The following is a 25,216-nucleotide window of genomic DNA, read 5'->3' on the forward strand; positions in this document are numbered from 1 at the left end:
GTAGATAAGACCATGGCACGACTACAAGAGATTTACCGGAAGGAAATCGCCCCCAAGCTTAAGGAAGAACTTAAGCTCGGGAACGTGATGGAAGTTCCGCGCGTTACCAAAATCACCCTGAACATGGGTCTGGGCGAAGCGATCGGCGACAAAAAAGTCATCGAGCACGCTGTTGCTGACCTGGAAAAGATCACCGGTCAAAAAGTCGTTGTGACTTACGCTCGGAAATCCATCGCTGGCTTTAAAGTCCGTGAAGGTTGGCCGATCGGCGTCAAAGTGACTCTGCGCCGTGAGCGTATGTACGAATTCCTGGATCGTTTGCTGTCGATCTCCCTGCCTCGGGTTCGCGACTTCCGCGGCCTGAATGCCAAGTCCTTCGATGGTCGTGGTAACTACAGCATGGGCGTGAAAGAGCAGATCATTTTCCCGGAAATCGACTACGACAAGATCGATGCTCTCCGCGGTCTGGACATCACCCTGACCACCACTGCCAAGAACGATGATGAAGGTCGCGCCCTGTTGCGTGCTTTCAAATTCCCGTTCCGCAACTGATTGGAGTAGGACCATGGCCAAGATGAGCATGAAAAACCGCGAGCTGAAACGTCAGCTCACGGTTGCCAAGTACGCCAAGAAGCGTGCAGCACTGAAAGCAATCATCGTTGATCTGAACGCAAGTCCAGAAGCGCGTTGGGAAGCTACAGTTGCTCTGCAGAAGCAGCCACGTGACGCAAGCGCCTCGCGCATGCGTAACCGCTGCCGCCTGACTGGTCGTCCACACGGCGTTTACCGCAAGTTCGGCCTCGGCCGTAACAAACTGCGTGAAGCGGCAATGCGTGGCGACGTACCTGGTCTGGTTAAAGCCAGCTGGTAAGTACTTTCAAAGTCCGGGTGGTCGGGATCGCAAGATACTGACCGCCGGTACCTTGAATCTGGAACAAGCCCCTTTTGGGGCTTGTTTCATTTCCGGAGTGTGTCTAGAATACCCGGCTCGCCTGAGCCCGTGTTTTCTATGCCCGGAGATACTCAGCGACATATGTAGCCGTAAGGCTAATTTTTTTGTATTAGGAGCGTCTAGCCCATGAGTATGCAGGACCCGTTAGCGGACATGCTAACTCGTATCCGTAATGCCCAGATGGCTGAAAAGTCCGTCGTAAGCATGCCATCTTCCACGTTGAAGGTAGCTGTTGCCAAAGTCCTGAAAGACGAAGGCTACATTGCGGGTTATCAGATCAGCAGCGAAATCAAGCCACTGCTGTCCATCGAGCTGAAGTACTTCGAAGGCCGTCCGGTCATCGAGGAAGTGAAGCGCGTTAGCCGTCCAGGCCTGCGTCAGTACAAGTCCGTTGAGGATCTGCCGAAAGTTCGTGGCGGTCTTGGCGTGTCTATCGTCTCCACCAACAAAGGTGTGATGACGGATCGTGCTGCGCGCGCTGCCGGTGTCGGCGGCGAAGTTCTTTGCACTGTGTTCTAAGGGGGGATAAGCATGTCTCGCGTCGCTAAGAACCCCGTTAAGCTGCCAGCCGGTGTCGAAGTCAAATTCGCAGGCCAACAGCTTTCGGTGAAGGGTGCCAAGGGTACTCTTGAACTGAACATCCATTCGTCCGTTGAGATCGTTGAAGAAGCTGGTGAGCTGCGTTTCGCTGCTCGCAATGGCGATCAACAAACTCGCGCAATGGCCGGTACCACGCGTGCGTTGGTAAACAACATGGTCCAAGGCGTAAGCCAAGGCTTCGAGCGTAAGCTCCAGCTGGTCGGTGTTGGTTACAAAGCGCAAGCAAAAGGCTCGGTTTTGAACCTGGCCCTTGGCTTCTCGCACCCAGTGGATTACGAACTGCCGGAAGGCATCACCGCTGAGACTCCTAGCCAGACCGATATCCTGATCAAGGGCATCGATAAGCAGCTGGTAGGTCAGGTGGCCGCTGAGATCCGCGACTTCCGTCCACCAGAGCCGTACAAAGGCAAAGGTGTGCGCTACGCGGACGAAGTCGTCCGTCGTAAAGAAGCCAAGAAGAAGTAGGGCATAGCAAATGACCGACAAAAAAGTTACTCGACTGCGTCGCGCTCGCAAAGCACGCCTGAAAATGCACGAACTAGAAGTCGTGCGTCTCTGCGTGTTCCGCTCGTCGCAGCACATCTACGCCCAGGTCATCTCGGCCGACGGCAACAAAGTCCTGGCCAGCGCCTCGACTTTGGATAAAGAACTGCGTGATGGTGCCACTGGCAACATCGACGCGGCCACAAAGGTTGGCCAGCTGGTCGCTACGCGTGCTAAGGCCGCTGGCGTCTCGCAAGTGGCTTTCGACCGCTCTGGCTTCAAGTACCACGGCCGCGTTAAAGCGCTGGCTGATGCTGCTCGTGAAGCTGGGCTGGAGTTCTAAGTTATGTCAAATAACGACCAAAAGCGCGACGAAGGCTACATTGAGAAGCTGGTTCAAGTTAACCGCGTAGCCAAAACCGTTAAAGGCGGCCGTATCTTCACTTTCACCGCGTTGACCGTGGTTGGTGATGGTAAAGGGCGTGTTGGCTTCGGCCGTGGCAAGTCACGTGAAGTGCCTGCTGCGATCCAGAAGGCAATGGAAGCTGCTCGTCGCAACATGATTCAAGTTGACCTGAACGGCACCACTCTGCAGTACGCAATGAAGTCTGCTCATGGCGCTTCGAAGGTGTACATGCAGCCTGCTTCTGAAGGTACCGGTATCATCGCTGGCGGCGCTATGCGTGCTGTCCTCGAAGTTGCTGGCGTTCAGAACGTTCTGGCCAAGTGCTACGGCTCGACTAACCCGGTAAACGTGGTTCACGCCACTTTCAAAGGTTTGAAAGCTATGCAATCTCCTGAATCCATTGCCGCCAAGCGTGGCAAAAGCGTCAAGGAGATCTTCTGATCATGGCTACCGTTAAAGTAACGCTGATCAAAAGCATGACCGGCCGCATCCCTAACCACAAATTGTGCGTTAAGGGTTTGGGTCTGCGTCGCATCGGTCACACTGTAGAAGTCCAGGATACTCCCGAGAATCGCGGGATGATCAACAAGGCTTACTACATGCTGCGTGTCGAGGGTTAATCGATGAAACTCAATGATCTGAGTCCAGCGCCGGGTTCCCGTCGCGAAAAGCATCGTCCGGGCCGTGGTATCGGTAGCGGTTTGGGTAAGACTGGTGGCCGTGGCCACAAAGGTCAAACCTCCCGCTCCGGTGGCACCATTGCTCCAGGCTTTGAAGGCGGTCAACAGCCGCTGCATCGTCGCCTGCCTAAGTTCGGTTTCGTTTCCCTGAAGGCCATGGACCGCGCAGAAGTGCGTCTGTCCGAGCTGGCTAAAGTGGAAGGCGACATCGTTACTGTGCAGACCCTGAAAGATGCCAACGTGATCAACGTCAACGTACAGCGTGTGAAAATCATGCTGTCCGGTGAAGTGACTCGCGCTGTCACTATCGGCAAGGGAATCGGCGCCACCAAAGGTGCGCGTTCGGCTATCGAAGCAGCTGGCGGCAAGTTCGAGGAATAAATGGCTAAGCAAGGTGCTCTCTCAGCGCTCGGCAAAGGCGGTATGTCTGAACTTTGGGCTCGTCTGCGTTTTCTGTTCCTGGCGATTATCGTCTACCGAATAGGCGCACACATCCCGGTTCCAGGTATCAATCCGGACCGACTCGCAGACCTGTTTCGACAGAATGAGGGGACCATTCTTAGCTTGTTCAACATGTTTTCTGGCGGCGCGCTGGAACGGATGAGCATTTTTGCACTGGGGATCATGCCGTACATCTCGGCATCGATCATCATGCAACTGATGACAGCCGTCAGCCCGCAGCTGGAGCAGTTGAAGAAGGAAGGTGAAGCTGGCCGTCGCAAGATTAGCCAGTACACCCGCTACGGCACTGTCATCCTCGCCCTGGTTCAAGCTATCGGCATGTCCGTTGGCCTGGCGGGGCAGGGTGTTGCGTTCACTGGTGACTTTGGCTTCCATTTCGTCGCGGTATCCACGTTTGTGGCTGGTGCGATGTTCATGATGTGGCTGGGTGAGCAGATTACTGAGCGTGGTGTTGGCAACGGTATCTCGATGTTGATTTTCGCAGGTATCGTCGCCGGTCTTCCGAGAGCAATCGGGCAGTCTTTCGAGTCTGCACGTCAGGGTGATATCAACATTTTCGCCTTGGTTGCCATCGGTTTGCTGGCAGTAGCGATTATCGGTTTTGTGGTGTTCATTGAGCGTGGCCAGCGTCGTATTGCTGTTCACTACGCCAAGCGTCAGCAGGGCCGCAAGGTTTTTGCTGCGCAGACCAGCCACTTGCCGCTGAAAGTGAATATGGCCGGTGTTATTCCGGCAATCTTCGCGAGCAGCATCTTGCTGTTTCCGGCTTCGTTGGGTACCTGGTTTGGTCAGTCTGAAAATATGGGCTGGCTGCAGGACCTCTCTCAGTCGATCGCTCCTGGTCAGCCGTTGAATATTCTGCTGTTTAGTGCAGGGATTATTTTCTTCTGCTTCTTCTATACGGCGTTGATGTTCAATCCGAAAGACGTAGCGGAAAACCTGAAGAAGTCCGGTGCCTTTATTCCGGGCATCCGTCCAGGTGAGCAGTCTGCACGCTACATTGATGGCGTTCTGACTCGTTTGACCCTGTTCGGTGCTCTATATATGACGGCCGTCTGCTTGTTGCCCCAGTTCCTGGTGGTTGCAGCAAACGTTCCGTTCTACCTTGGCGGGACCTCGTTGCTGATCGTGGTCGTGGTTGTGATGGACTTCATGTCCCAAGTACAATCGCACCTCGTTTCGCACCAGTACGAATCCCTGATGAAGAAAGCCAACCTGAAGGGTTACGGCAGCGGCATGTTGCGCTGAGTACCCATAAGGTTCGAGGAGTTGGTGATGAAAGTTCGTGCATCGGTGAAAAAGCTGTGCCGTAACTGCAAGATTATTCGCCGCGAAGGTGTTGTTCGAGTAATTTGCAGCGCGGAACCGCGTCACAAACAGCGCCAAGGCTGAGTGTGATCCGCTTGAAGCCCGGCAGCTAGTGCGCTGCCGGGTTGATTATTTGTTATTACAGCGATATTATCTCGCGCCCTATTTCTTGGCTTCCGGGGCGTAGGTAGCTGTCAATTGGAGTCCCACTGAATGGCCCGTATTGCAGGCGTTAACATTCCAGATAACAAGCACACTGTTATCTCGCTGACCTACATCTATGGTGTTGGTCGCACTACTGCGCAGAAAATTTGCGCAGTTGCTGGGGTAAACCCAGCCGCTAAGATCAAGGATCTGAGCGACGAGCAGATTGAATTGCTGCGTGGCGAAGTGGCGAAGTTCACCACTGAAGGTGACCTGCGTCGCGAAATCAACATGAAAATCAAGCGTTTGATGGACCTCGGTTGCTATCGCGGTCTGCGTCATCGTCGTGGTCTTCCAGTACGCGGTCAGCGTACCAAGACTAACGCGCGTACCCGTAAAGGTCCGCGTAAGCCGATCCGCAAGTAATCGCCCCAGCGAATCGACAGGAAAATTATCATGGCAAAACCTGCTGCTCGTCCTCGTAAAAAAGTTAAAAAGACAGTGGTTGATGGCATCGCCCACATCCATGCATCTTTTAACAACACCATCGTGACCATCACCGACCGTCAAGGTAACGCGCTTTCTTGGGCTACCTCCGGTGGTTCGGGTTTCCGCGGTTCCCGCAAGTCCACCCCGTTTGCTGCTCAAGTAGCTGCTGAACGTGCTGGTCAAGCTGCGCTGGAATATGGCCTGAAAAACCTCGACGTTAACGTCAAAGGTCCAGGTCCAGGTCGTGAGTCTGCTGTCCGTGCTTTGAACGGCTGTGGCTATAAGATCGCCAGCATCACCGACGTGACGCCAATCCCGCACAACGGGTGCCGTCCGCCGAAGAAGCGCCGCGTGTAATCCAGGAGATTGTAAAGAATGGCTCGTTACATTGGTCCAAAATGCAAACTCGCTCGTCGCGAAGGCACCGATCTCTTCCTGAAGAGCGGCGTGCGCGCGATCGAATCGAAGTGCAACATCGAAGCAGCACCTGGTATCCACGGCCAACGCCGCGGTCGCCAGTCCGATTACGGCACCCAACTGCGTGAAAAGCAGAAGGTCCGTCGTATCTACGGCGTTCTCGAGCGTCAGTTCAGCGGCTACTACAAAGAAGCTGCTGGCAAGAAAGGTGCAACCGGTGAAAACCTGCTGCAACTGCTCGAATGCCGTCTGGACAACGTTGTATACCGTATGGGCTTTGGTTCTACTCGTGCCGAATCCCGTCAGCTGGTATCGCACAAGTCGATCAGCGTTAACGGCCAGACCGTAAACGTTCCGTCCTACCAGGTTCGTGCTGGTGACGTGGTCGCAGTTCGCGAGAAAGCAAAAAACCAACTTCGCATTGTCCAAGCTCTCGATCTGTGTGCCCAACGTGGCCGCGTAGAATGGGTAGAAGTAGACACTGAGAAGAAGTCGGGCGTTTTCAAGAACGTTCCTGCTCGCAGTGATCTGTCCGCCGACATCAACGAAAGCCTGATTGTCGAGCTCTACTCCAAGTAAGGGCTAGAAAATAGGTGCATCCATGCAGATTTCGGTAAATGAGTTCCTGACACCCCGCCATATTGATGTGCAGGTTGTCAGTCCAACCCGCGCCAAGATCACACTCGAGCCTCTCGAGCGTGGTTTTGGCCACACCCTGGGCAACGCGCTGCGCCGCATCCTGTTGTCCTCAATGCCCGGCTGTGCAGTAGTCGAGGCCGAGATTGACGGTGTGCTCCACGAGTACAGCGCCATCGAAGGTGTACAGGAAGACGTAATTGAAATCCTGTTGAACCTTAAAGGTCTGGCTATCAAGCTGCACGGCCGTGACGAAGTTACGCTGACCTTGTCGAAGAAGGGTTCGGGGGTGGTTACCGCTGCCGATATTCAGCTGGATCATGATGTCGAGATCGTTAACCCCGATCACGTAATCGCTAACCTGGCGTCTAACGGCGCCCTGAACATGAAGCTCACTGTAGCTCGTGGTCGTGGTTATGAACCGGCCGACTCGCGTCAGAGCGATGAAGACGAAAGCCGCAGCATTGGTCGCTTGCAGCTTGACTCTTCGTTCAGCCCGGTTCGCCGTATCGCATACGTGGTGGAAAACGCCCGTGTCGAGCAGCGTACTAACCTGGACAAGCTGGTTATTGATCTGGAAACCAACGGTACTCTGGATCCTGAAGAGGCTATCCGCCGCGCTGCAACCATTCTGCAACAGCAGTTGGCTGCGTTCGTCGACCTCAAAGGTGACAGCGAACCAGTGGTAATCGAGCAGGAAGACGAGATCGATCCGATCCTGCTTCGCCCGGTTGACGATCTGGAACTGACTGTACGTTCGGCTAACTGCCTTAAGGCGGAAAACATTTACTACATCGGCGACCTGATTCAGCGTACCGAAGTAGAACTGTTGAAGACTCCGAACCTGGGCAAGAAATCCTTGACTGAAATCAAGGACGTTCTGGCCTCCCGCGGTCTGTCCCTCGGCATGCGCCTCGACAACTGGCCGCCTGCAAGTCTTAAGAAGGACGACAAGGCGACTGCCTGATCGTCGTAATCACCGAACGTGAGTTTGGTAAGGAATGAACCATGCGTCATCGTAAAAGTGGTCGTCACCTGAGCCGTACCAGCTCGCACCGCAAGGCCATGTTCCAAAACATGGCGGTGTCGCTGTTCGAGCACGAGCTGATCAAAACTACACTGCCGAAAGCTAAAGAACTGCGTCGCGTTGCTGAGCCGCTGATCACTTTGGCTAAGACAGACAGCCTGGCTAACCGCCGTCTGGCTTTCGACCGTACTCGTTCGAAAGCTATCGTTGGTAAGCTCTTCAACGACCTGGGCAAGCGTTATGCTACCCGTGAGGGTGGCTACCTGCGCATCCTCAAGTGCGGTTTCCGCACTGGCGACAACGCGCCTATGGCGTACGTCGAGTTGGTTGATCGTGCTACTGCCGGCGAAGCTGTAAGCGCCGAGTAAGACGACAGTCTGTAACGAAGAACCGGGCCTAGTGCCCGGTTTTTTGTGCGCGCGACAAAAGCGCGATATGTACAAGTTTCCTGCTGTGGCGTTGGGCACTATGGGGCTTGGATTGTTGGTAGAAATTTTCTATTGAGGCTCACAATTTAATGAATTTGTAGCCGTCATGTTGATGATTAATACTTCCTCCAAGCCGATTAGCCTGTAGTTCCAAGTCCGACCAGAGGAAAACTGAACATGAGCCAGAACAAAATCCTTACCACCGCCAGCGGTGCACCCGTTGCGGACAACCAGAATTCCCGTTCCGCCGGCCCACGAGGCCCGTTGCTGCTCGACGACTTTCACCTGATCGAGAAGCTCGCCCACTTCAACCGCGAAAATATTCCAGAGCGTCGTGTGCACGCCAAGGGTTCGGGCGCCTACGGTACCTTCACGGTCACCCGAGACATCACTCAATACACCAGTGCCAAGCTGTTCGAAGCCGTGGGCAAGCAAACCCCGACGTTCCTGCGGTTCTCCACAGTAGGTGGTGAGCGTGGTTCGGCTGACACTGAACGTGATCCACGTGGTTTCGCCTTGAAGTTCTACACCGAAGAAGGCAACTGGGACATCGTCGGTAACAACACCCCGGTGTTCTTCATCCGCGATCCGTTGAAATTCCCTGACTTCATTCACACCCAAAAGCGCCTGCCGCAAAGCAACTTGAAGAGCGCGCAGATGATGTGGGACTTCTGGTCGCACTCTCCAGAGGCGCTGCATCAGGTCACTATCCTGTTTTCGGACCGGGGCATTCCTGATGGCTACCGTCACATGCATGGCTTCGGCAGTCACACCTACAGCCTGATTAATGCCAAGGGTGAGCGTCACTGGGTCAAGTGGCACTACAAAACCAAGCAGGGCATCAAGAACCTGGCGCCGGCAGAAGCAGCGCGGCTGGCAGGTACCGATCCTGATTATGCACAGCGTGATCTGTTCGGTGCGATCGAGCGCGGTGACTTCCCGAAATGGCGTGTGTGCATTCAGATCATGACCGAGGCCCAGGCCAACGCTCATTACGAGAACCCTTTTGACGTGACCAAGACCTGGTCGCAGAAGGAATTCCCATTGATCGAAGTCGGTGAATTGGAGCTCAACCGCAACCCGCAGAACTACTTCGCCGAAGTAGAACAAGCAGCGTTCGGTCCAAGCAACATGGTGCCAGGTGTTGGTCTGTCGCCAGACCGTATGCTTCAGGGACGTGTCTTCGCTTATGCAGATGCTCACCGCTACCGCGTCGGTACCAATCATCAGCAACTGCCGGTAAACGCCCCACGTAGCCCGGTGAACAGCTATCAGCGTGATGGTTCGATGGCATTCGGCAGTAATGGTGGCGCGGCTCCTAACTACGAGCCGAACAGCTACGTTGACGCACCGAAGCAAGCACCACAATACGCTGAGCCTGCCTTGGCCCTGAGCGGTGCGGCGGATCGTTACGATCACCGCGAAGACACCGACTATTACAGCCACGCTGGCGCGTTGTTCCGCCTGATGAATGATGAGCAGAAAGCGTTGCTCACCAGCAACATCGCCGGAGCCATGGCCGGTGTTTCCAGCGATGTCGTCCAGCGCCAATTGCAGCACTTTTTCAAGGCTGATCCTGCTTATGGAGAAGCAATCGCAAAGGCGCTCGGTGTATCGCTTAACTGACTCTAAACGATAAGCAGAACCGCCCTCATTTGGGCGGTTTTTGCGTTAATTCGACCACTTTTCTCAGTAAATCTGCACTTTTCTGCTGTTGATCCCGTGACCTGGGAGTCATCATGGTTCAAACTACAGACTTTCAAGCAGGGAGATGTAGGGCGATGCAAGGTCACCCCGACGTAATCGATTACCTCAACACGTTGCTGACGGGCGAACTGGCTGCTCGTGACCAATATTTCATCCATTCGCGCATGTATGAAGACTGGGGCTTTACCGAGCTCTATGAGCGTATCAATCACGAAATGGAAGAAGAGGCACAGCACGCCGACGCACTGATGCGCCGTATCCTGATGCTCGAAGGCACGCCACGTATGCGTCCCGATGACCTTGATGTGGGCACCACGGTGCCTGACATGCTCGCTGCCGACCTGCGCCTCGAGTACAAGGTGCGTGCCGCGCTCTGCAAGGGCATCGAGCTCTGCGAGCAGCACAACGACTATGTCACCCGGGAAATCCTGCGGGTGCAGTTGAATGACACCGAAGAAGATCACACCTATTGGCTGGAAAAGCAGTTGGGCCTGATCAAGTTGGTTGGCTTGGAGAATTACCTGCAATCGCAGTTCTGATTCCCGGCTACAAAAAAGCCCCCGTCACTGCTGAAGTGACGGGGGCTTTTTTATCGGGCTTGATAAATCAGGCCCGGTCGCGCGCCAGCAAGGGCTTGAGATAGTAACCCGTGTGGGACTGTGGCATTTCGGAGACCTGCTCCGGCGTGCCCACCGCAATGATCTGGCCACCCTTGGAACCGCCTTCCGGGCCGAGGTCAACCAGCCAGTCGGCCGTCTTGATCACATCCAGATTGTGCTCGATCACCACCACGGTGTTGCCGTGGTCGCGCAGGCGATGCAAGACATCCAGCAACTGTTGAATATCCGCGAAATGCAGGCCGGTAGTTGGCTCATCCAGAATATACAAGGTCTTGCCGGTATCGCGCTTGGACAGCTCGCGAGACAGCTTCACCCGTTGCGCTTCACCACCGGATAGAGTGGTCGCGGACTGCCCAAGTTTGATATAGGACAAGCCCACATCCATCAGCGTTTGCAGCTTGCGCGCCAGCGCCGGGACCGCATCGAAGAACACCCGCGCTTCCTCGATAGTCATTTCCAGGGTTTCGTGGATGCTCTTGCCCTTGTACTTGATCTCCAGGGTTTCGCGGTTGTAGCGCTTGCTCTTGCACACATCGCACGGCACATAGATGTCTGGCAGGAAGTGCATCTCCACCTTGATCAAGCCATCACCCTGGCATGCTTCGCAGCGCCCGCCTTTGACGTTGAACGAGAACCGGCCGGGCCCGTAGCCCCGCGAGCGAGATTCCGGAACGCCAGCGAACAGTTCGCGAATCGGCGTGAACAGCCCTGTGTAGGTTGCCGGATTGGAGCGTGGTGTGCGGCCAATCGGGCTCTGGTCGATATCGACCACTTTGTCCAGGTGCTCCAGGCCCTTGATGCTGTCGTGTGCCGCCGCTTCCAGGGTGGTCGCGCCGTTCAGGGCGGTGGCACTCAGTGGGAACAGGGTGTTGTTGATCAGTGTGGATTTGCCTGAACCGGAAACACCGGTTACGCACGTCAGCAAGCCCAGGGGAATTTCCAGGTCGACATTGCGCAAGTTGTTGCCCCGCGCGCCCTTGAGGTGCAATGCCATCTTCTTGTTACGTGGCGTACGTTTGGCTGGCACTTCAATCTTCACTCGGCCAGACAGGTACTTGCCGGTCAACGAGTCAGGGTGAGCCATGACTTCGGCGGGCGTGCCCTCGGCGACAATATGACCGCCATGCACGCCAGCCCCAGGGCCGATATCGACTACGTAGTCCGCCAGGCGGATAGCGTCTTCATCATGCTCGACCACAATCACCGTGTTGCCGATATCCCGAAGGTGCTTCAGGGTGCCCAGGAGACGATCATTGTCGCGCTGGTGCAGACCGATCGACGGCTCATCGAGGATGTACAGCACACCCACCAGGCCGGCGCCAATCTGGCTGGCCAGGCGAATCCGCTGGGCTTCGCCGCCTGATAGCGTATCGGCGCTGCGATCCAGCGATAGGTAGTCCAAGCCAACGTTGACCAGGAACTGCAGGCGCTCGCGGATTTCCTTGAGGATCTTGTCGGCAATTTCCCCACGGCGCCCGGTCAGCTTGAGTGCACCGAAGTACTCGCATGCATCGCCGATTGGCAGGTTGGTGACTGCCGGCAGCGTCTTCTCGCCAACCCACACATGCCGCGCCTCACGGCGCAGGCGAGTGCCGCGGCAATCCGGGCAGGGTTGAGTGCTGAGGAACTTCGCCAGTTCTTCGCGCACGCTCGCCGATTCAGTCTCGCGGTAGCGCCGCTCCAGGTTCGGCACGATGCCTTCGAACGGGTGGGAGCGCTTGACGATATCGCCACGGTCGTTCAGGTATTTGAAATCGACGTTCTGCGAGCCACTGCCATTGAGGATGACTTTCTGCTGTTCTGCCGACAGTTGATTGAATGGCACTTCAAGGCTGAACTTGTAGTGGGACGCCAGCGACCCCAGCATCTGGAAGTAGTAGACGTTACGCCTGTCCCAGCCGCGTATCGCGCCCTCCGCCAATGTCAGCTCCCCGTTAACCAGGCGCTTGATGTCGAAGAATTGCTTCACGCCCAGGCCATCGCAGGTCGGGCAGGCGCCGGCCGGGTTGTTGAAGGAGAACAGCTTGGGTTCCAGCTCGCTGATGGCATGGCCACAGATCGGGCAGGCAAAGCGCGCGGAGAAGATGATCTCTTCGCCCGGCTCGTCATCCATCGGCGCCACCAGGGCTATACCGTCTGCCAGCTTCAACGCAGTCTCGAACGATTCTGCCAGACGCTGCTGCAGGTCGGCCCGCACTTTGAAGCGGTCGACCACCACATCGATCGAGTGCTTCTTCTGCTTGTCGAGCTTCGGCGCTTCGTCCAGTTCGTAGAGCTTGCCGTTGATGCGTGCGCGCACAAAGCCTTGCGCACGCAGCTCTTCGAATACGGAAAGGTGTTCACCCTTGCGTTCGCGAATCACCGGCGCCAGCAGCATCAGCTTGGCGCCTTCCGGTTGGGCCAGCACCAGGTCGACCATCTGGCTGACGGTCTGGGCTTCCAGTGGAATGTCGTGGTCCGGGCAACGGGGAATGCCCACTCGCGCGTACAGCAGGCGCAGGTAGTCGTAGATTTCGGTGATGGTGCCCACGGTGGAGCGCGGGTTGTGGGACGTCGACTTCTGTTCGATGGAAATCGCTGGCGACAGGCCTTCAATGGTGTCGACGTCGGGTTTTTCCATCATCGACAGGAACTGGCGGGCATAGGCCGACAGCGATTCCACATAGCGACGCTGACCTTCGGCATACAGCGTGTCGAACGCCAGGGAAGATTTGCCGGAGCCGGACAAGCCGGTGATGACGATCAATTTGTCCCGGGGCAGGGTCAGGTCGATGTTCTTCAGGTTGTGGGTTCTAGCCCCACGAATCAGGATCTTGTCCAAGATGGCCTCGCACGGCGGGCGTAAATAATGCAGGAGTATACGGCTAAAGACTGGATGAATATACACTGTCAAAGTGCCGGGTGCAGCCTTACATGAAAGCTGCGCGGCAAAGCGCCGCATATACCCTCTCAATCGATGGGACTGGTAGAATCGCCGCCGGTTCACACGAGGTTTTTCCATGCACGATCCCCACAGCGAACGCATGAGTAGCGGCGAGACCCGAGCAGCAAGCGGTCTGGCCCTGGTGTTCGCCTTCCGTATGCTTGGCATGTTTATGGTGTTGCCAGTGCTGGCGACCTATGGAATGGATCTCGCAGGAGCGACCCCCGCCTTGATCGGCCTGGCCATTGGCGCCTATGGCCTGACCCAGGCGATTTTCCAGATTCCATTCGGCATCATTTCCGACCGTATTGGCCGCCGCCCTGTGATTTACCTGGGGCTGATCGTGTTCGCTCTCGGCAGCGTGCTCGCGGCCCAGTCGGATTCGATCTGGGGCGTGATCGCCGGACGTATCCTGCAGGGGGCCGGGGCAATTTCCGCAGCGGTCATGGCGTTGCTGTCCGACCTCACCCGCGAGCAACACCGCACCAAGGCCATGGCCATGATCGGCATGACCATCGGTCTGTCGTTCGCCGTGGCGATGGTGGTCGGCCCGTTGCTGACGCGCGCCTTTGGCTTGCACGGCTTGTTCCTGGCCACCGGCGGCATGGCGTTGTTCGGGATCGTGATCGTGGCCTTCATGGTGCCGCGCTCCACCGGCACGTTGCAGCACCGTGAGTCGGGCGTCGCCCGCAAGGCCCTGTTGCCGACACTCAAGCATCCGGATTTGCTGCGCCTGGATTTAGGTATCTTCGTATTACACGCAATGCTGATGTGCAGTTTCGTCGCCTTGCCCCTGGCCCTGGTGCAAAAAGCCGGGTTGCCCAAGGAGCAGCACTGGTGGGTCTACCTGACTGCCCTCCTGATTTCGTTCTTCGCCATGATCCCCTTCATCATCTACGGCGAGAAGAAACGCAAAATGAAACGAGTTTTACTCGGCGCCGTCGCGACGCTGATGCTCACTGAGCTATTCTTCTGGCAGTTCGGCGACAGCCTGCGGGCACTGGTAGTCGGTACGGTGGTGTTCTTCACCGCATTCAACCTGCTGGAGGCCTCGTTGCCTTCGCTGATCAGTAAAGTTTCACCGGCCGGTGGCAAGGGCACGGCAATGGGGGTGTACTCCACCAGCCAGTTCCTTGGTTCTGCACTGGGCGGCATCATGGGTGGCTGGATGTTCCAGCACGGCGGTTTGTCGGTTGTGTTCCTGGGATGTGCCGGGCTGGCTGCACTTTGGCTGGCCTTTGCTGTTACCATGCGCGAACCTCCCTACGTCACAAGTCTGCGTTTGCCGCTATCGCCCGAGGCGATCCGTGAAAGCGGTCTGGTAGAGCGCCTCAAGGCCGTCGTTGGGGTAACCGATGCAGTCGTGGTTGCTGAAGAAGCAGCCATTTACATCAAATTGGACACCGAATTATTGGATCGCGCGACGCTCGAGCAACTGGTCAACCCAGTGCCGACAGCGCGCCCAGCTTAGGAGAACGTTATGGCCCGTGGGGTTAACAAAGTCATATTGGTCGGTACATGCGGCCAGGATCCCGAAGTTCGCTACTTGCCTAACGGTAATGCCGTGACCAACCTGAGTCTGGCGACCAGCGAACAGTGGACCGACAAGCAGACCGGCCAGAAGGTCGAGAAAACCGAATGGCACCGCGTGTCGATGTTCGGCAAGGTGGCAGAGATCGCCGGTGAATACCTGCGCAAAGGCTCGCAGGTCTACATCGAAGGCAAGCTGCAAACCCGCGAGTGGGAAAAAGACGGTATCAAGCGTTACACCACTGAAATCGTGGTCGACATGCAAGGCACCATGCAACTGCTGGGCGGCCGTCCACAGGGTGACCAACAGGGCCAGGGCGGCATGTCCAACTCGGCACCGCGCCCACAGCAGTCCCGTCCGCAGCCAAGCCAGCAGCCACAACGTGAGTCGCGCCCAGCGCCACAACAGGCCGCTCCGCAACCGGCTCCGGATTTCGACAGCTTTGATGACGATATCCCGTTCTGAGGTCGCAGACCCGCAACGAGCGATACTCAAGAACCCCCGCTGGCGCAGGCCGCGGGGGTTTTTTATGGCTACTGATCAGGCGTCTGTTGCCGCCGTGGTCAGCACCATGTCCTTGAACCGCCGCAATACGGCCGAGTCATCACCGGCTCGCGTCGCCAGGTGGAGCGGCGCCACCAGGTTCTGGCAATCCGTCAGTGGCCGATAGACGATGCCGTCTCCACGCAGCCGTTGCATCGACGCCGGCACGATGGATACGCCAAGGCCCGCTGCCACCAGGCTCAAGGTTGCTGTCATGCGCGGCGCTTCCTGCACCACTTGCGGGCTGAACCCCGCTTCACGGCAGGCCACCAGGATCGCGTCATACAAACCCAACCCCACGCGCCGTCGATAGAGTACGAAGGACTCAGTAGCCAGTGCCGCCAAAGGCAGGGGGGAGGCGGCGTCGAGTGCCAGGGGATGATCGGTGGGCAGTGCCAACAACATGGGCTCCACGAGGATCGGTTGGTCCTGCAGCGATTGAATCCCGCTGAGCGGTGAGCGGATAAAGGCTGCGTCGAGTTTTTCATGCACCAGCGCATCCAGCAGTTCGCCGGTACCTGCTTCCTCCAGCACCACCGAGACGCCCACGAAGGTTTCGCGAAACAGCCGCAGCACACTGGGCACGAATGGGTGCAGGGCGGCCGAACTGGTAAACCCGATGGCCAGCCGTCCGCGCTCACCTCGGGCAGCGCGACGCACGAACTCCGCCACGCCGTCGACACGTGCCAACACCTCGCGCGCTTCCTCCAGCAACGCCAGCCCGGCAGGGGTTGGGCGCACGCCACGGGGCAGGCGTTCCATCAGCACAACGCCCAGCTCGGCCTCAAGGCTTTGCAGCAGTCGCGTCAGCGGTGGCTGCTGCATCCCCAAACGTTCCGCCGCGCGGGTGATATAGCCTTCTTCGGCAATGGCGACAAAGGCTCTGAGTTGGCGCAACTCCAACATAGGGATACTTTTCAGGTATGGGAGGTCGTCAATCCTGGCATTTGTTCTCATGGCTCACAAGATTTAGGCTGTCTTCACCCTTTAAAAAGCCGCCTCTAAAAAAGAAGGAAAGCCGCGATGACCTGGTCTGCCAAGCAATACACGATGTTTGAACAACAGCGCACTCGCCCGGTTCGTGACTTGGTCGCGGCCATTCCCAATACCGAGGTGCGCACCGCTGTCGACTTGGGCTGTGGCCCCGGTAACTCCACTGAAGTGCTGGCCGGGCGTTTCCCGCAAGCGCAGGTCACCGGCATGGACAGCTCCGATGACATGCTGGTCGACGCCCGTAAACGCCTGCCGGGGCTGAACTTCGAACGGGCGGATATCGGTGCCTGGAGCCCCGAGCAGGCCTTCGACGTCATCCTGGCCAACGCCTCCCTGCAATGGCTGCCCGATCACGCCACGCTCTACCCGCACCTGGTCAACCAACTGACGCCCGGTGGCACGCTGGCGGTGCAAACCCCGGACAACCTTGATGAGCCTGCCCACCGGCTGGCACGAGAGGTATCGGCAGATGGCCCCTGGTCCGCGAAGATCGGTGCGGTTAAACACAATGAGCGGCACACCGCGAGCTACTACTACGAGCTACTCAGCCAACACTGCAGCGTCGTCGACGTGTGGCGCACCACCTACCTGCATCCGTTGGCGGATCATGCGGCGGTGGTGGAGTGGTTTAAAGGTTCTGCATTGCGGCCATTTCTTGCGCCGTTGAGCGACGGGGAAAAGGCCGCATTCCTACGGGAATACCAGGCACGGATTACGCAGGCTTACCCAGCCCTGGGCGATGGCACCGTGCTGCTGCCGTTTCCGCGCCTGTTCGTCATCGCCACGCGCTGAAGCCAGCAGCATACGGGGGGGCGGTCACGCGGCCGCCGTTTGTGTCTTGAGGTATTCATCCGCCGACACCACGCCTGCATAGCCGAATGCCAGCGATGCCATATAAGCGTCATGCACCTGCGCCGCCGGGATGACTTTGCCATTGAATTCCAGGTCGCGGGTGGCGCAGGCGTCATGGATCAGCGTGACCTTGTAGCCCAGGTCCGCCGCCGCTCGCACCACCGCATCGATGCACATGTGGCTCATGCTGCCGACCACCACCAGTTCGGTAATGCTGCGTTGTTCCAACAGCTCACGCAGGTTGGTTTCACGGAACGCATTCACGAAATGCTTCAGTACCACTGGCTCATTGCCCTCGTTCAACACCTTGGGGTGCAAGTGCGCCCCCTCGGAGTTCGGTGTAAAGAAGGGAGCATCCTGCGAGGTGAACTCATGGCGCACATGTATCACCGCATCGCCCGCCTGGCGAAAGGCCTGGAGCACTTGTGCAGCCTTGTCCGCCGCGGCTTCCACGCCGCTGAGCGGCCACTTGCCCTGGGGGAAGTAGTCGTTCTGGATATCGATTAGGATGAGTGCTTGCTTGGCCATGGGTGTTGCCTCGTGATGGGTTGATGGGGCCAGTATCTTAGCTGGCGCCGCTGCCGAGGATTGGCTGCACCGACAATAACAGGGGGAAAACTGACAATGGCCGTGGAACGCTCGATCGTCGAGCTGGGTGTATTGATCTATCAAGGGGCGCAATTGGCTGCGGTGCATGGCTTGACCGACCTGTTCGGCGTGGCCAACCGGATCGCCGCCGAGCATCAATCCGCGCAACTGCCGCTGCTGCGGGTCAGCCACTGGCAGGTGGATGCCCAGGGTACCCCCGCGCGGGTATTCGACAGCCATCCCGGCCCTGACCTGCCGCTGATGGCCGTGCTGGTGCCGCCCTCGATTGGCGAGTTCACCGACGAGCAAGCGCCGCCTGCGTTGCTGGCGTGGATTCGCCAGCAACACGCGGCGGGCACGGTTCTCGGTGGCGTGTGCATTGGTTCGATCATGCTGGCGCGTAGTGGCCTGCTGGACGGGCGCAGCGCCACCACGCATTGGTCCTCCGCCACATCCTTCGCCGCTCGTTACCCAGCCGTACGCCTGGAGGCGGATAAACCGATTGTCGATGACGGCGACCTGATCACGACCGCCGGGCTGATGGCCTGGTCCGAACTGGGCCTGCGCCTGGTTGACCGCACCATGGGCCCGAGCATTGCGGCCCAGACCGCCCGGTTCCTGGTGATCGCGCACAGTGACAGCGCCAGCCACTGCGGCAGCAACTTTGCGCCGATTCTCGGGCACGGCGACAGCGCGATCCTCAAGGTGCAGCACTGGTTGCAGGCCAGTGGTGCGGTGGATGTCAGCGTGGCGGCAATGGCCCAGGAGGCGGGTCTGGAAGAGCGTACATTCCTGCGGCGCTTTCGCGGCGCAACAGGGTTGAAGCCCACCGAATACTGCCAGCACTTGAGGGTCGGCAAGGCTCGGCAGATGCTGGAGTTCACCAACGGCACCATCGACCATATCGCCTGGACCGTGGGTTATCAGGACCCCAGTGCCTTTCGCGCCACCTTCAAGAAAATCACCGGCCTGGCCCCCAGTGATTACCGCAGCCGGTTTGGGGTGTGAATCGTGCAGAACGCCGCGTCCATCCGCGGCTGTCGTGCAGAATCAAACAGGCCAACTGCCATCGCTTTTCAGCTAACCACTTGATTTCCACGCCATCGCCTTGAGCCAGGCCTTGGCTTGATCCCTGCAACAGTGTCTGCACACACATGGCGGGACAATCAAGGGGGACGCATGACCCCAACGCAGCGCAAAAAGCTGGTCGTTGCCCATTCCACGCGGGAGGGCGCGCCCCAGCATGAAGTCGAAACCAATCGCGCCCTGGCGCGCTGGCTGGCGCAGATCCTCGGCCTCAAGTTTGGCGGCAGCTACGACCCCAACCGGCACGCTGGGCGTGATCTGTATGTGCTGCCCACCCAAACCCTGGTCGGCCCGGACCAGGCTCGCCCATTCGGTATTAGTGGCCCTGACGACCTGTGGGGCGGCTATGTCGATCACGACTTCATCTGTACCAAGGCGATCAGTCACGGCGTGTTGGGCCCCGAAGCCGTCGCCCCGGAGGGCTGGTCGACGTTATTTGGTGAGCGCGTGCGCGATGTGGTGTTGGACGGCCTGAGCGTGTTTGCCCTCAAGGATGCGCGGGAAGCTGCGACACGCCTGCTCTACAGTGGGCCGATCCGGTTGAAACCTGTGCACGCCAGCGCCGGGCGTGGCCAGCAAGTGATCCGTAGCCTGGATGAGTTCGACGCGTTGCTGGCGCGCCCCGAAGCGGCGCAGCTATTCGACGACGGTGTGGTATTGGAACAGGACCTTCAGGATGTGGTCACTCATAGTGTGGGCCAGAGTTTCATCGGCGCGCACCGGTTCAGCTATTGCGGCGAGCAATACTTGACCCAGGACGGGCAGGGTGAAGAGGTCTACGGTGGCTCGAACCTGATCGTGGTCCCGGGTGACTACGACGACCTGCTCCAACTCGACCTGTCCGACGACGTACGCCTGGCCATCCGGCAAGCCCAGGTCTTCGACGCCGCCGCGCTTGAGGCCTACCCTGGTTTTTATGCCTCACGGCGCAACTACGACATCGCCCAGGGCGTGGACAGCAACGGCCAGCGTCGCAGCGGTGTACTTGAACAGTCCTGGCGCATGGGCGGGGCCAGCAGCGCGGAAGTCGCGGCGCTGCAAAGCTTCATCAACCACCCGGGCCTTAAAGCCATTCATGTGTCCTCGGTAGAAACCTACGTGGACCAGCCACTGCCGGCGGATGCCATCGAGGTTTACCGCGGCCCGGCCGAAAACAGCGACTTTCTTCTCAAGTACGTGACGGTTAAACCTTATGACGGCTAGAAGCGAAAGCATTGCGATCGATATCGACGGCGAACAGATGAGCGGCACGTTCTTGAGCCCCAAGTCCAAAGTGCCTGGGGTGTTGTTCGTGCACGGCTGGGGCGGTAGCCAGGAGCGTGATCTGGAACGGGCCAAAGGCATCGCCGGCCTGGGCTGCGTGTGCCTGACCTTCGACCTGCGTGGCCATGCGGGCACTGGCATTCCGTTGTCCCGCGTGACCCGCGAAGACAACCTGCGCGACCTGCTGGCCGCCTACGACCGCCTGCTGTCGCACCCGGCCATCGACACCTCGGCGGTGGCGGTGGTGGGCACCAGTTACGGCGGTTACCTCGCCGCCATTCTGACGTCGTTGCGCCCGGTGCGCTGGCTGGCGCTGCGCGTGCCGGCACTGTACCGCGACCAGGAATGGCTCAAGCCCAAGCGCGATTTGGACAAGGCGGACCTGATGGATTACCGCAGTACGCTGGTGCACGCGCAAACCAACCGCGCCTTGCATGCCTGCGCGCAATTTACCGGCGATGTGCTGATCGTCGAATCGGAAACCGACGACCATGTGCCCCACGCGACCATCATGAGCTACCGTGCGGCGTGCCAGCGGACACACTCCCTGACCCACCGCATCATCGACGGCGCCGACCACGCCCTGAGTGACCCAGTCTCCCAGCAGGCCTACACCTCGATCCTGGTGGACTGGATCACCGAGATGGTGGTGGGCGAACGGTTGAGCATCATCCAGTCCCAATAACCTGGCGCCCACGAATTGGGCACTCTGTAACCAGCGGGCTTGCCCTAATGCCGTTCAGTTAAGGCTTTTTTGTAGGAGCGAGCTTGCTCGCGAAGCACTCACAGGCACCGCGTTCATTCAGGAAACACGCGTTATCGTTGACGTTTTTCGCGAGCAAGAACTAGGCGTCCCCCTCGCTCCTACAGAAGGCGATTGACGTTTTTCGCGAGCAAGCTCGCTCCTACAGAAGGCGATGTACGCTTAACTGAACGGCATTAGGGCAAGCCCGCTCGCCACAGGGAATGGGTTACTGCGCAGTCGGCCCCACTTCACGCAGCGGCTTGCCACGCACCGGCGCCGTGCCTGCCACGTAGTAGTCGGCGGTGCTGCGCGGCAGCGGCTTGCGACCACGGATCTTGTCGGCGATTTTCTCGGCGATCATGATCGTCGGCGCGTTCAGGTTGCCGGTGGTGATGATCGGCATGATCGACGCATCGACCACACGCAGGCCTTGCATGCCATGCACGCGGCCTTCGCCATCGACCACGGCCATCTCATCGGTGCCCATCTTGCACGAGCAGGACGGGTGGAACGCGGTTTCGGCGTGTTCGCGGATGAACTTGTCGAGTTGCTCATCGGTTTGCACCTCGATGCCCGGGCTGATTTCGCGGCCGCGGTACGGGTCCAGCGCCGGCTGTTGCATGATTTCGCGGGTCAGGCGGATGCCGTCGCGAAACTCCTGCCAATCCTGCTCGGTGGCCATGTAGTTGAAGAGGATGCTCGGGTAGTCCCGTGGGTTCTTCGACTTCAGTTGCACGCGGCCACGGCTTGGCGAGCGCATGGACCCCATGTGCGCCTGGAAACCGTGCTCTTTCACGCCGTTGCTGCCGTTGTAGTTAATCGCTACCGGCAGGAAGTGGTACTGGATGTTCGGCCAATCGAATTCTTCACGGGTACGGATAAAACCGCCGGCCTCGAACTGGTTGCTGGCGCCGATGCCGGTGCCGTTGAACAGCCACTCGGCACCGATGGCCGGCTGGTTGTACCAGAGCAGCGATGGGTACAGCGACACCGGTTGGGTGCAGGCGTATTGCAGGTACAGCTCAAGGTGGTCTTGCAGGTTTTCGCCGACACCGGGCAGGTCATGGACCACCGGAATGTCGAGGCTTTCCAGCAGTTTGGCCGGGCCGACACCGGAGCGTTGCAGCAGTTGCGGCGAGGCGATTGCGCCGCTGCACACCAGCACTTCCTTGCGGGCGCGGGCTTCGACGCGCTCTTCGGCAGCACCGATCAGGTAACGCACGCCAACGGCCCGCTTGCCTTCGAACAACACTTTGTCGGTCAGGGCGTGGGTGACGATGGTCAGGGTCGAACGCTTTTTGGCCGTGTCCAGGTAACCGCGCGCGGTGCTGGCGCGTCGGCCGTTTGGCGTGACGGTACGGTCCATCGGGCCGAAGCCTTCCTGCTGGTAGCCGTTCAAGTCTTCGGTACGCGGGTAACCGGCCTGTACGCCGGCTTCGACCATGGCGTGGAACAGCGGGTTGTTGCCGGCTTTGGGCGTCGTCACGCTGACCGGGCCGTCGCCGCCATGGTAGTCGTTGGGGCCGATGTCGCGGGTTTCGGCTTTACGGAAATACGGCAGGCAGTCGAGGTAGGTCCAGTCTTCCAGGCCGGGCAGTTTCGACCAGTTGTCGTAGTCCAGGGCGTTGCCACGGATGTAGCACATGCCGTTGATCAAGGAAGAGCCACCCAGGCCCTTGCCGCGCCCGCATTCCATACGGCGGCCGTTCATGTGCGGCTCTGGATCGGTTTCGTAGGCCCAGTTGTAGCGGCGGCCTTGCAGCGGGAATGCCAGGGCGGCGGGCATCTGGGTACGGAAGTCGAGACGGTAGTCAGGACCGCCGGCTTCCAGCAGCAGGACGGTGACGCCTTCGTCTTCGGTCAGACGGGTCGCCAGGGTGTTACCGGCGGAGCCGGCACCCACAATGATGTAATCGTATTCTTGGGACATAAATGCACCCTCTTTGATGTGTGGTCAGGTCGGGCCTCATCGGGGGCGAGCCCCCTCCCACACTGACTGTGTTCACAGTTTCAGATGTGTAAACACAGTCAAATGTGGGAGGGGGCTTGCCCCCGATGACGGCCTGACAGGCAATACAAAACTCGGGTCTTAGAACACCGAGGCGTAGTCGCCCAGCTCAACCTGTACCGATTTGATGCGAGTGAAGTTGTTCAGCGAGCTGATCCCGTTCTCACGGCCCACACCCGACTGCTTGTAGCCACCGACCGGCATCTTCGCGTCGGACTCGCCCCAGGCGTTGATCCAGCAGATACCCGCTTCCAGCTGGTGAATCACGCGGTGGGCGCGGTTCAGGTCCTTGGTGACCAGGCCGGCGGCCAGGCCGAAGTCAGTGTCGTTGGCGCGGCGGATCACTTCTGCTTCGGTCTCGTAAGTGAGGATGCTCATCACCGGGCCGAAGATTTCTTCACGGACGATGGTCATCTCGTCGGTGCAGTCAGTGAATACGGTCGGGGCCACGTAGGCGCCTTTGGCGAAGGCACCATCGGTCAGGCGATCGCCGCCGCACAGTACGCGGGCGCCTTCTTCCTTACCTTTGGCGATGTAGCCCAGCACGCTTTCCATGTGGGCGAAGCTGACCAGCGGGCCGAAGTTGGTGTTGGCATCTTGTGGGTCGCCCACGCGGATGCGCGCAACACGCTCGGCAATCTTGGCTTCGAACGCGGCTTGCAGGTGCTTTGGCACAAACACGCGCGTACCGTTGGTGCAGACCTGGCCGGAGCTGTAGAAGTTGGCCATCATCGCAATGTCGGCGGCGCGATCCAGGTCGGCGTCGTCGAAAATGATCAGCGGGGACTTGCCGCCCAGTTCCATGGTCACTTCCTTGAGCGAAGAGCTCGAAGCGCTGGCCATGACTTTTTTACCGGTGTCGGTGCCGCCGGTGAACGAGACTTTCTCGATGCGTGGGTGTTCGGTCAGCCAGGTGCCGACTTCACGGCCGCTGCCGGTCAAGACGTTGAATACACCGGCTGGAACGCCGGCCTCGGTGTAGATCTCGGCCAGTTTCAAGGTGGTCAGCGAGGTGACTTCGCTGGGCTTGAAGATCATCGCGTTACCGGCGGCCAGGGCTGGCGCGGATTTCCACAGGGCGATCTGGATCGGGTAGTTCCACGCGCCGATACCGGCGACCACGCCCAGCGGCTCGCGACGGGTGTAGACGAACGAGGTATCGCGCAGTGGGATCTGCTCGCCTTCGATGGCCGGCACCAGGCCTGCGTAGTATTCCAGCACGTCGGCACCGGTGACGATGTCGACGTACTGGGTTTCAGAGAAGGCTTTACCGGTGTCCAGGGTTTCCAGGGCGGCCAGTTCGTCGTTGCGCTCGCGCAGGATGTCGACGGCGCGACGCAGGATGCGCGAACGCTCCATGGCGGTCATGGCGGCCCAGATTTTCTGGCCTTTTTCAGCGCTGACCACGGCACGTTCAACGTCGTCTTTCGTGGCGCGTTGCACTTGGGCGAGAACTTCACCGTTAGCCGGGTTGATGGCTTCGAAGGTGGCATCGCTGCCAGCGTCGCTGTAGCCGCCGTCAATGTAGAGTTTTTGCAGGTCGAAACGGGCCATAAAGTCCTCGCAAGTGCATAAGTGGTTGGCGTTACCCGCCGCAAAGTGGGCCATAAGGGTGTGGCAACACTGAGTGGCGGACGTTCAGGGGTTGAGCGGTTATGTGTGCTCTAACTCACCTGCTTGGCCAATTGGAAATCCATGTATTCGTAAGCGATCCGTTGCGCCTGCGCCGTGTCGAAAGCGTCTCCCGACAGGGCGCCGCGCAACCACAAACCGTCGATCAGGGCCGCCAGGCCTCGGGCTGCTTTGCGTGCGTGCGGCAGCGGCAGCACTCGGCGGAACTGGCAGCACAGGTTGGAATACAGACGTTGATCGTTGATCCGCTGCAACCTGTGCAAAGACGGGTGGTGCATGCTGGCGGCCCAGAAGGCCAGCCAGGTTTTCATTGCCGGTCCATTGACCTGGCTCGCATCGAAGTTCCCCCCGATGATCACCTGAATGTGGGCCCGTGGGCTGTCATCCTTCAGCGCCAGCCTGCGTTCATGGACGTTCTCGATCAGCACGTTCATCAGGTAGCGCATCGTCGCGGCGATCAGGCCGTTCTTGTCCTGAAAGTAGTGACTGATGATGCCGTTCGAAACACCGGCCAGACGGGCAATCAGCGCAATGCTGGCATCTCCCATCCCGACCTGATCGATGGCCGTCAGCGTGGCTTCGATCAACTGTTGGCGGCGTATGGGTTGCATACCGACCTTGGGCATGTAGCACCTCTCCTTAGGCCTGCCGACGCGCGATCAACGTTCGTCGACTTGAAGGCCAGTCTATTTT

At 58.7% G+C, this 25,216-nt stretch carries 29 protein-coding genes; 23 read left to right on the top strand and 6 right to left on the bottom strand.

The annotated features are described in order from the left end of the window. Window positions 1-12 precede the first annotated feature (12 nt). From rplE to bfr, 17 genes are all read left to right on the top strand, one after another. Window positions 13-552, top strand: a complete 540-nt coding sequence (rplE, locus tag A7317_RS26215) for a 50S ribosomal protein L5 (RefSeq protein WP_003194642.1) — start codon at window positions 13-15, stop codon at window positions 550-552. 13 nt (window positions 553-565) lie between these two features. Further along, window positions 566-871 (top strand): 30S ribosomal protein S14, encoded by a 306-nt coding sequence (gene rpsN, locus A7317_RS26220; protein WP_003176414.1) that lies wholly within the window; start codon window positions 566-568, stop codon window positions 869-871. 207 nt (window positions 872-1,078) lie between these two features. After that, window positions 1,079-1,471, top strand: coding sequence for a 30S ribosomal protein S8 (rpsH, locus tag A7317_RS26225; RefSeq protein WP_017848802.1), 393 nt, complete (start codon window positions 1,079-1,081; stop codon window positions 1,469-1,471). 12 nt (window positions 1,472-1,483) lie between these two features. Then, entirely contained in the window at window positions 1,484-2,017 is a 534-nt protein-coding gene (gene rplF, locus A7317_RS26230; protein WP_024077677.1) for a 50S ribosomal protein L6, read from the top strand. Between the two features lie 10 nt (window positions 2,018-2,027). Further along, the gene (gene rplR / locus A7317_RS26235) at window positions 2,028-2,378 is read left to right on the top strand and encodes a 50S ribosomal protein L18 (RefSeq protein WP_003186037.1); all 351 of its coding nucleotides are present in this window, start codon (window positions 2,028-2,030) and stop codon (window positions 2,376-2,378) included. Between the two features lie 3 nt (window positions 2,379-2,381). Next, window positions 2,382-2,882, top strand: a complete 501-nt coding sequence (rpsE, locus tag A7317_RS26240) for a 30S ribosomal protein S5 (RefSeq protein ID WP_003186035.1) — start codon at window positions 2,382-2,384, stop codon at window positions 2,880-2,882. Between the two features lie 2 nt (window positions 2,883-2,884). Further along, window positions 2,885-3,061, top strand: coding sequence for a 50S ribosomal protein L30 (gene rpmD, locus A7317_RS26245; protein ID WP_003176408.1), 177 nt, complete (start codon window positions 2,885-2,887; stop codon window positions 3,059-3,061). A 3-nt stretch (window positions 3,062-3,064) separates the two neighbouring features. Next, on the top strand, window positions 3,065-3,502 hold the full coding sequence (gene rplO, locus A7317_RS26250; protein WP_003176407.1) for a 50S ribosomal protein L15: 438 nt from the start codon (window positions 3,065-3,067) through the stop codon (window positions 3,500-3,502). Continuing rightward, window positions 3,503-4,831 (top strand): preprotein translocase subunit SecY, encoded by a 1,329-nt coding sequence (gene secY / locus A7317_RS26255; RefSeq protein WP_003176406.1) that lies wholly within the window; start codon window positions 3,503-3,505, stop codon window positions 4,829-4,831. 27 nt (window positions 4,832-4,858) lie between these two features. Then, window positions 4,859-4,975: a 50S ribosomal protein L36 gene (gene rpmJ, locus A7317_RS30365; protein ID WP_002555468.1), complete on the top strand. Its 117-nt coding sequence runs from the start codon at window positions 4,859-4,861 to the stop codon at window positions 4,973-4,975. 129 nt (window positions 4,976-5,104) lie between these two features. Then, window positions 5,105-5,461 (top strand): 30S ribosomal protein S13, encoded by a 357-nt coding sequence (rpsM, locus tag A7317_RS26260; protein WP_024077676.1) that lies wholly within the window; start codon window positions 5,105-5,107, stop codon window positions 5,459-5,461. A 30-nt stretch (window positions 5,462-5,491) separates the two neighbouring features. Next, a complete protein-coding gene (rpsK, locus tag A7317_RS26265) occupies window positions 5,492-5,881 on the top strand; it encodes a 30S ribosomal protein S11 (protein WP_002555466.1) in 390 nt (129 codons plus the stop codon). 18 nt (window positions 5,882-5,899) lie between these two features. Then, a complete protein-coding gene (rpsD, locus tag A7317_RS26270) occupies window positions 5,900-6,520 on the top strand; it encodes a 30S ribosomal protein S4 (RefSeq protein ID WP_003176404.1) in 621 nt (206 codons plus the stop codon). A 22-nt stretch (window positions 6,521-6,542) separates the two neighbouring features. Then, the gene (locus A7317_RS26275; protein ID WP_003176403.1) at window positions 6,543-7,544 is read left to right on the top strand and encodes a DNA-directed RNA polymerase subunit alpha; all 1,002 of its coding nucleotides are present in this window, start codon (window positions 6,543-6,545) and stop codon (window positions 7,542-7,544) included. 41 nt (window positions 7,545-7,585) lie between these two features. Next, a complete protein-coding gene (gene rplQ / locus A7317_RS26280; RefSeq protein ID WP_007918448.1) occupies window positions 7,586-7,972 on the top strand; it encodes a 50S ribosomal protein L17 in 387 nt (128 codons plus the stop codon). A 237-nt stretch (window positions 7,973-8,209) separates the two neighbouring features. Next, window positions 8,210-9,658: a catalase gene (locus tag A7317_RS26285; RefSeq protein WP_024077675.1), complete on the top strand. Its 1,449-nt coding sequence runs from the start codon at window positions 8,210-8,212 to the stop codon at window positions 9,656-9,658. Window positions 9,659-9,813: 155 nt separating this feature from the next. Beyond that, complete coding sequence (gene bfr / locus A7317_RS26290) at window positions 9,814-10,278, top strand: bacterioferritin (RefSeq protein WP_015886133.1); 465 nt, start codon at window positions 9,814-9,816, stop codon at window positions 10,276-10,278. A 67-nt stretch (window positions 10,279-10,345) separates the two neighbouring features. Here bfr and uvrA read toward each other — a convergent pair whose 3' ends face one another. Then, window positions 10,346-13,180 carry an excinuclease ABC subunit UvrA gene (gene uvrA, locus A7317_RS26295; protein ID WP_069077106.1) on the bottom strand — a complete coding sequence of 945 codons (2,835 nt, stop codon included), beginning with the start codon at window positions 13,178-13,180 and terminating at the stop codon, window positions 10,346-10,348. Window positions 13,181-13,358: 178 nt separating this feature from the next. On the opposite strand from uvrA, the gene A7317_RS26300 reads away from it, so the two are divergent. Together A7317_RS26300 and A7317_RS26305 are read left to right on the top strand one after the other, a co-directional pair. Continuing rightward, window positions 13,359-14,753 carry an MFS transporter gene (locus tag A7317_RS26300; RefSeq protein WP_069077107.1) on the top strand — a complete coding sequence of 465 codons (1,395 nt, stop codon included), beginning with the start codon at window positions 13,359-13,361 and terminating at the stop codon, window positions 14,751-14,753. A gap of 9 nt (window positions 14,754-14,762) precedes the next feature. Next, entirely contained in the window at window positions 14,763-15,278 is a 516-nt protein-coding gene (locus A7317_RS26305) for a single-stranded DNA-binding protein (RefSeq protein ID WP_003232445.1), read from the top strand. 75 nt (window positions 15,279-15,353) lie between these two features. On the opposite strand, the gene A7317_RS26310 is transcribed toward A7317_RS26305, so the two are convergent. Beyond that, window positions 15,354-16,262 (bottom strand): LysR family transcriptional regulator, encoded by a 909-nt coding sequence (locus A7317_RS26310; RefSeq protein ID WP_069077108.1) that lies wholly within the window; start codon window positions 16,260-16,262, stop codon window positions 15,354-15,356. A gap of 117 nt (window positions 16,263-16,379) precedes the next feature. Between A7317_RS26310 and tam the strand changes: the two genes are divergently transcribed. Then, window positions 16,380-17,141 carry a trans-aconitate 2-methyltransferase gene (gene tam, locus A7317_RS26315; RefSeq protein WP_069077109.1) on the top strand — a complete coding sequence of 254 codons (762 nt, stop codon included), beginning with the start codon at window positions 16,380-16,382 and terminating at the stop codon, window positions 17,139-17,141. A 24-nt stretch (window positions 17,142-17,165) separates the two neighbouring features. Here tam and A7317_RS26320 read toward each other — a convergent pair whose 3' ends face one another. After that, the gene (locus tag A7317_RS26320) at window positions 17,166-17,729 is read right to left on the bottom strand and encodes a cysteine hydrolase family protein (RefSeq protein WP_024077670.1); all 564 of its coding nucleotides are present in this window, start codon (window positions 17,727-17,729) and stop codon (window positions 17,166-17,168) included. A gap of 96 nt (window positions 17,730-17,825) precedes the next feature. Here A7317_RS26320 and A7317_RS26325 point away from each other — a divergent pair, with 96 nt between their 5' ends. From A7317_RS26325 to A7317_RS26335, 3 genes are all read left to right on the top strand, one after another. Beyond that, on the top strand, window positions 17,826-18,797 hold the full coding sequence (locus tag A7317_RS26325) for a GlxA family transcriptional regulator (protein ID WP_041161034.1): 972 nt from the start codon (window positions 17,826-17,828) through the stop codon (window positions 18,795-18,797). A 171-nt stretch (window positions 18,798-18,968) separates the two neighbouring features. After that, window positions 18,969-20,078 (top strand): DUF3182 family protein, encoded by a 1,110-nt coding sequence (locus A7317_RS26330; protein WP_024077668.1) that lies wholly within the window; start codon window positions 18,969-18,971, stop codon window positions 20,076-20,078. Continuing rightward, window positions 20,068-20,823, top strand: a complete 756-nt coding sequence (locus A7317_RS26335; RefSeq protein ID WP_024077667.1) for an alpha/beta hydrolase family protein — start codon at window positions 20,068-20,070, stop codon at window positions 20,821-20,823. The genes A7317_RS26330 and A7317_RS26335 overlap by 11 nt, the downstream gene beginning before the upstream one ends. A 286-nt stretch (window positions 20,824-21,109) precedes the next feature. Here the strand turns inward: A7317_RS26335 and betA are convergent, their stop codons facing one another. From betA to betI, 3 genes are all read right to left on the bottom strand, one after another. Beyond that, the gene (betA, locus tag A7317_RS26340; RefSeq protein ID WP_024077829.1) at window positions 21,110-22,813 is read right to left on the bottom strand and encodes a choline dehydrogenase; all 1,704 of its coding nucleotides are present in this window, start codon (window positions 22,811-22,813) and stop codon (window positions 21,110-21,112) included. A gap of 159 nt (window positions 22,814-22,972) precedes the next feature. Then, a complete protein-coding gene (betB, locus tag A7317_RS26345; RefSeq protein ID WP_024077828.1) occupies window positions 22,973-24,445 on the bottom strand; it encodes a betaine-aldehyde dehydrogenase in 1,473 nt (490 codons plus the stop codon). A 110-nt stretch (window positions 24,446-24,555) separates the two neighbouring features. Then, on the bottom strand, window positions 24,556-25,149 hold the full coding sequence (betI, locus tag A7317_RS26350) for a transcriptional regulator BetI (RefSeq protein WP_024077827.1): 594 nt from the start codon (window positions 25,147-25,149) through the stop codon (window positions 24,556-24,558). Between the last annotated feature and the right edge of the window lie 67 nt (window positions 25,150-25,216).

The sequence above is a fragment of the Pseudomonas fluorescens genome (genome assembly GCF_001708445.1).
GTDB classification, from domain to species: domain Bacteria; phylum Pseudomonadota; class Gammaproteobacteria; order Pseudomonadales; family Pseudomonadaceae; genus Aquipseudomonas; species Aquipseudomonas gorinensis.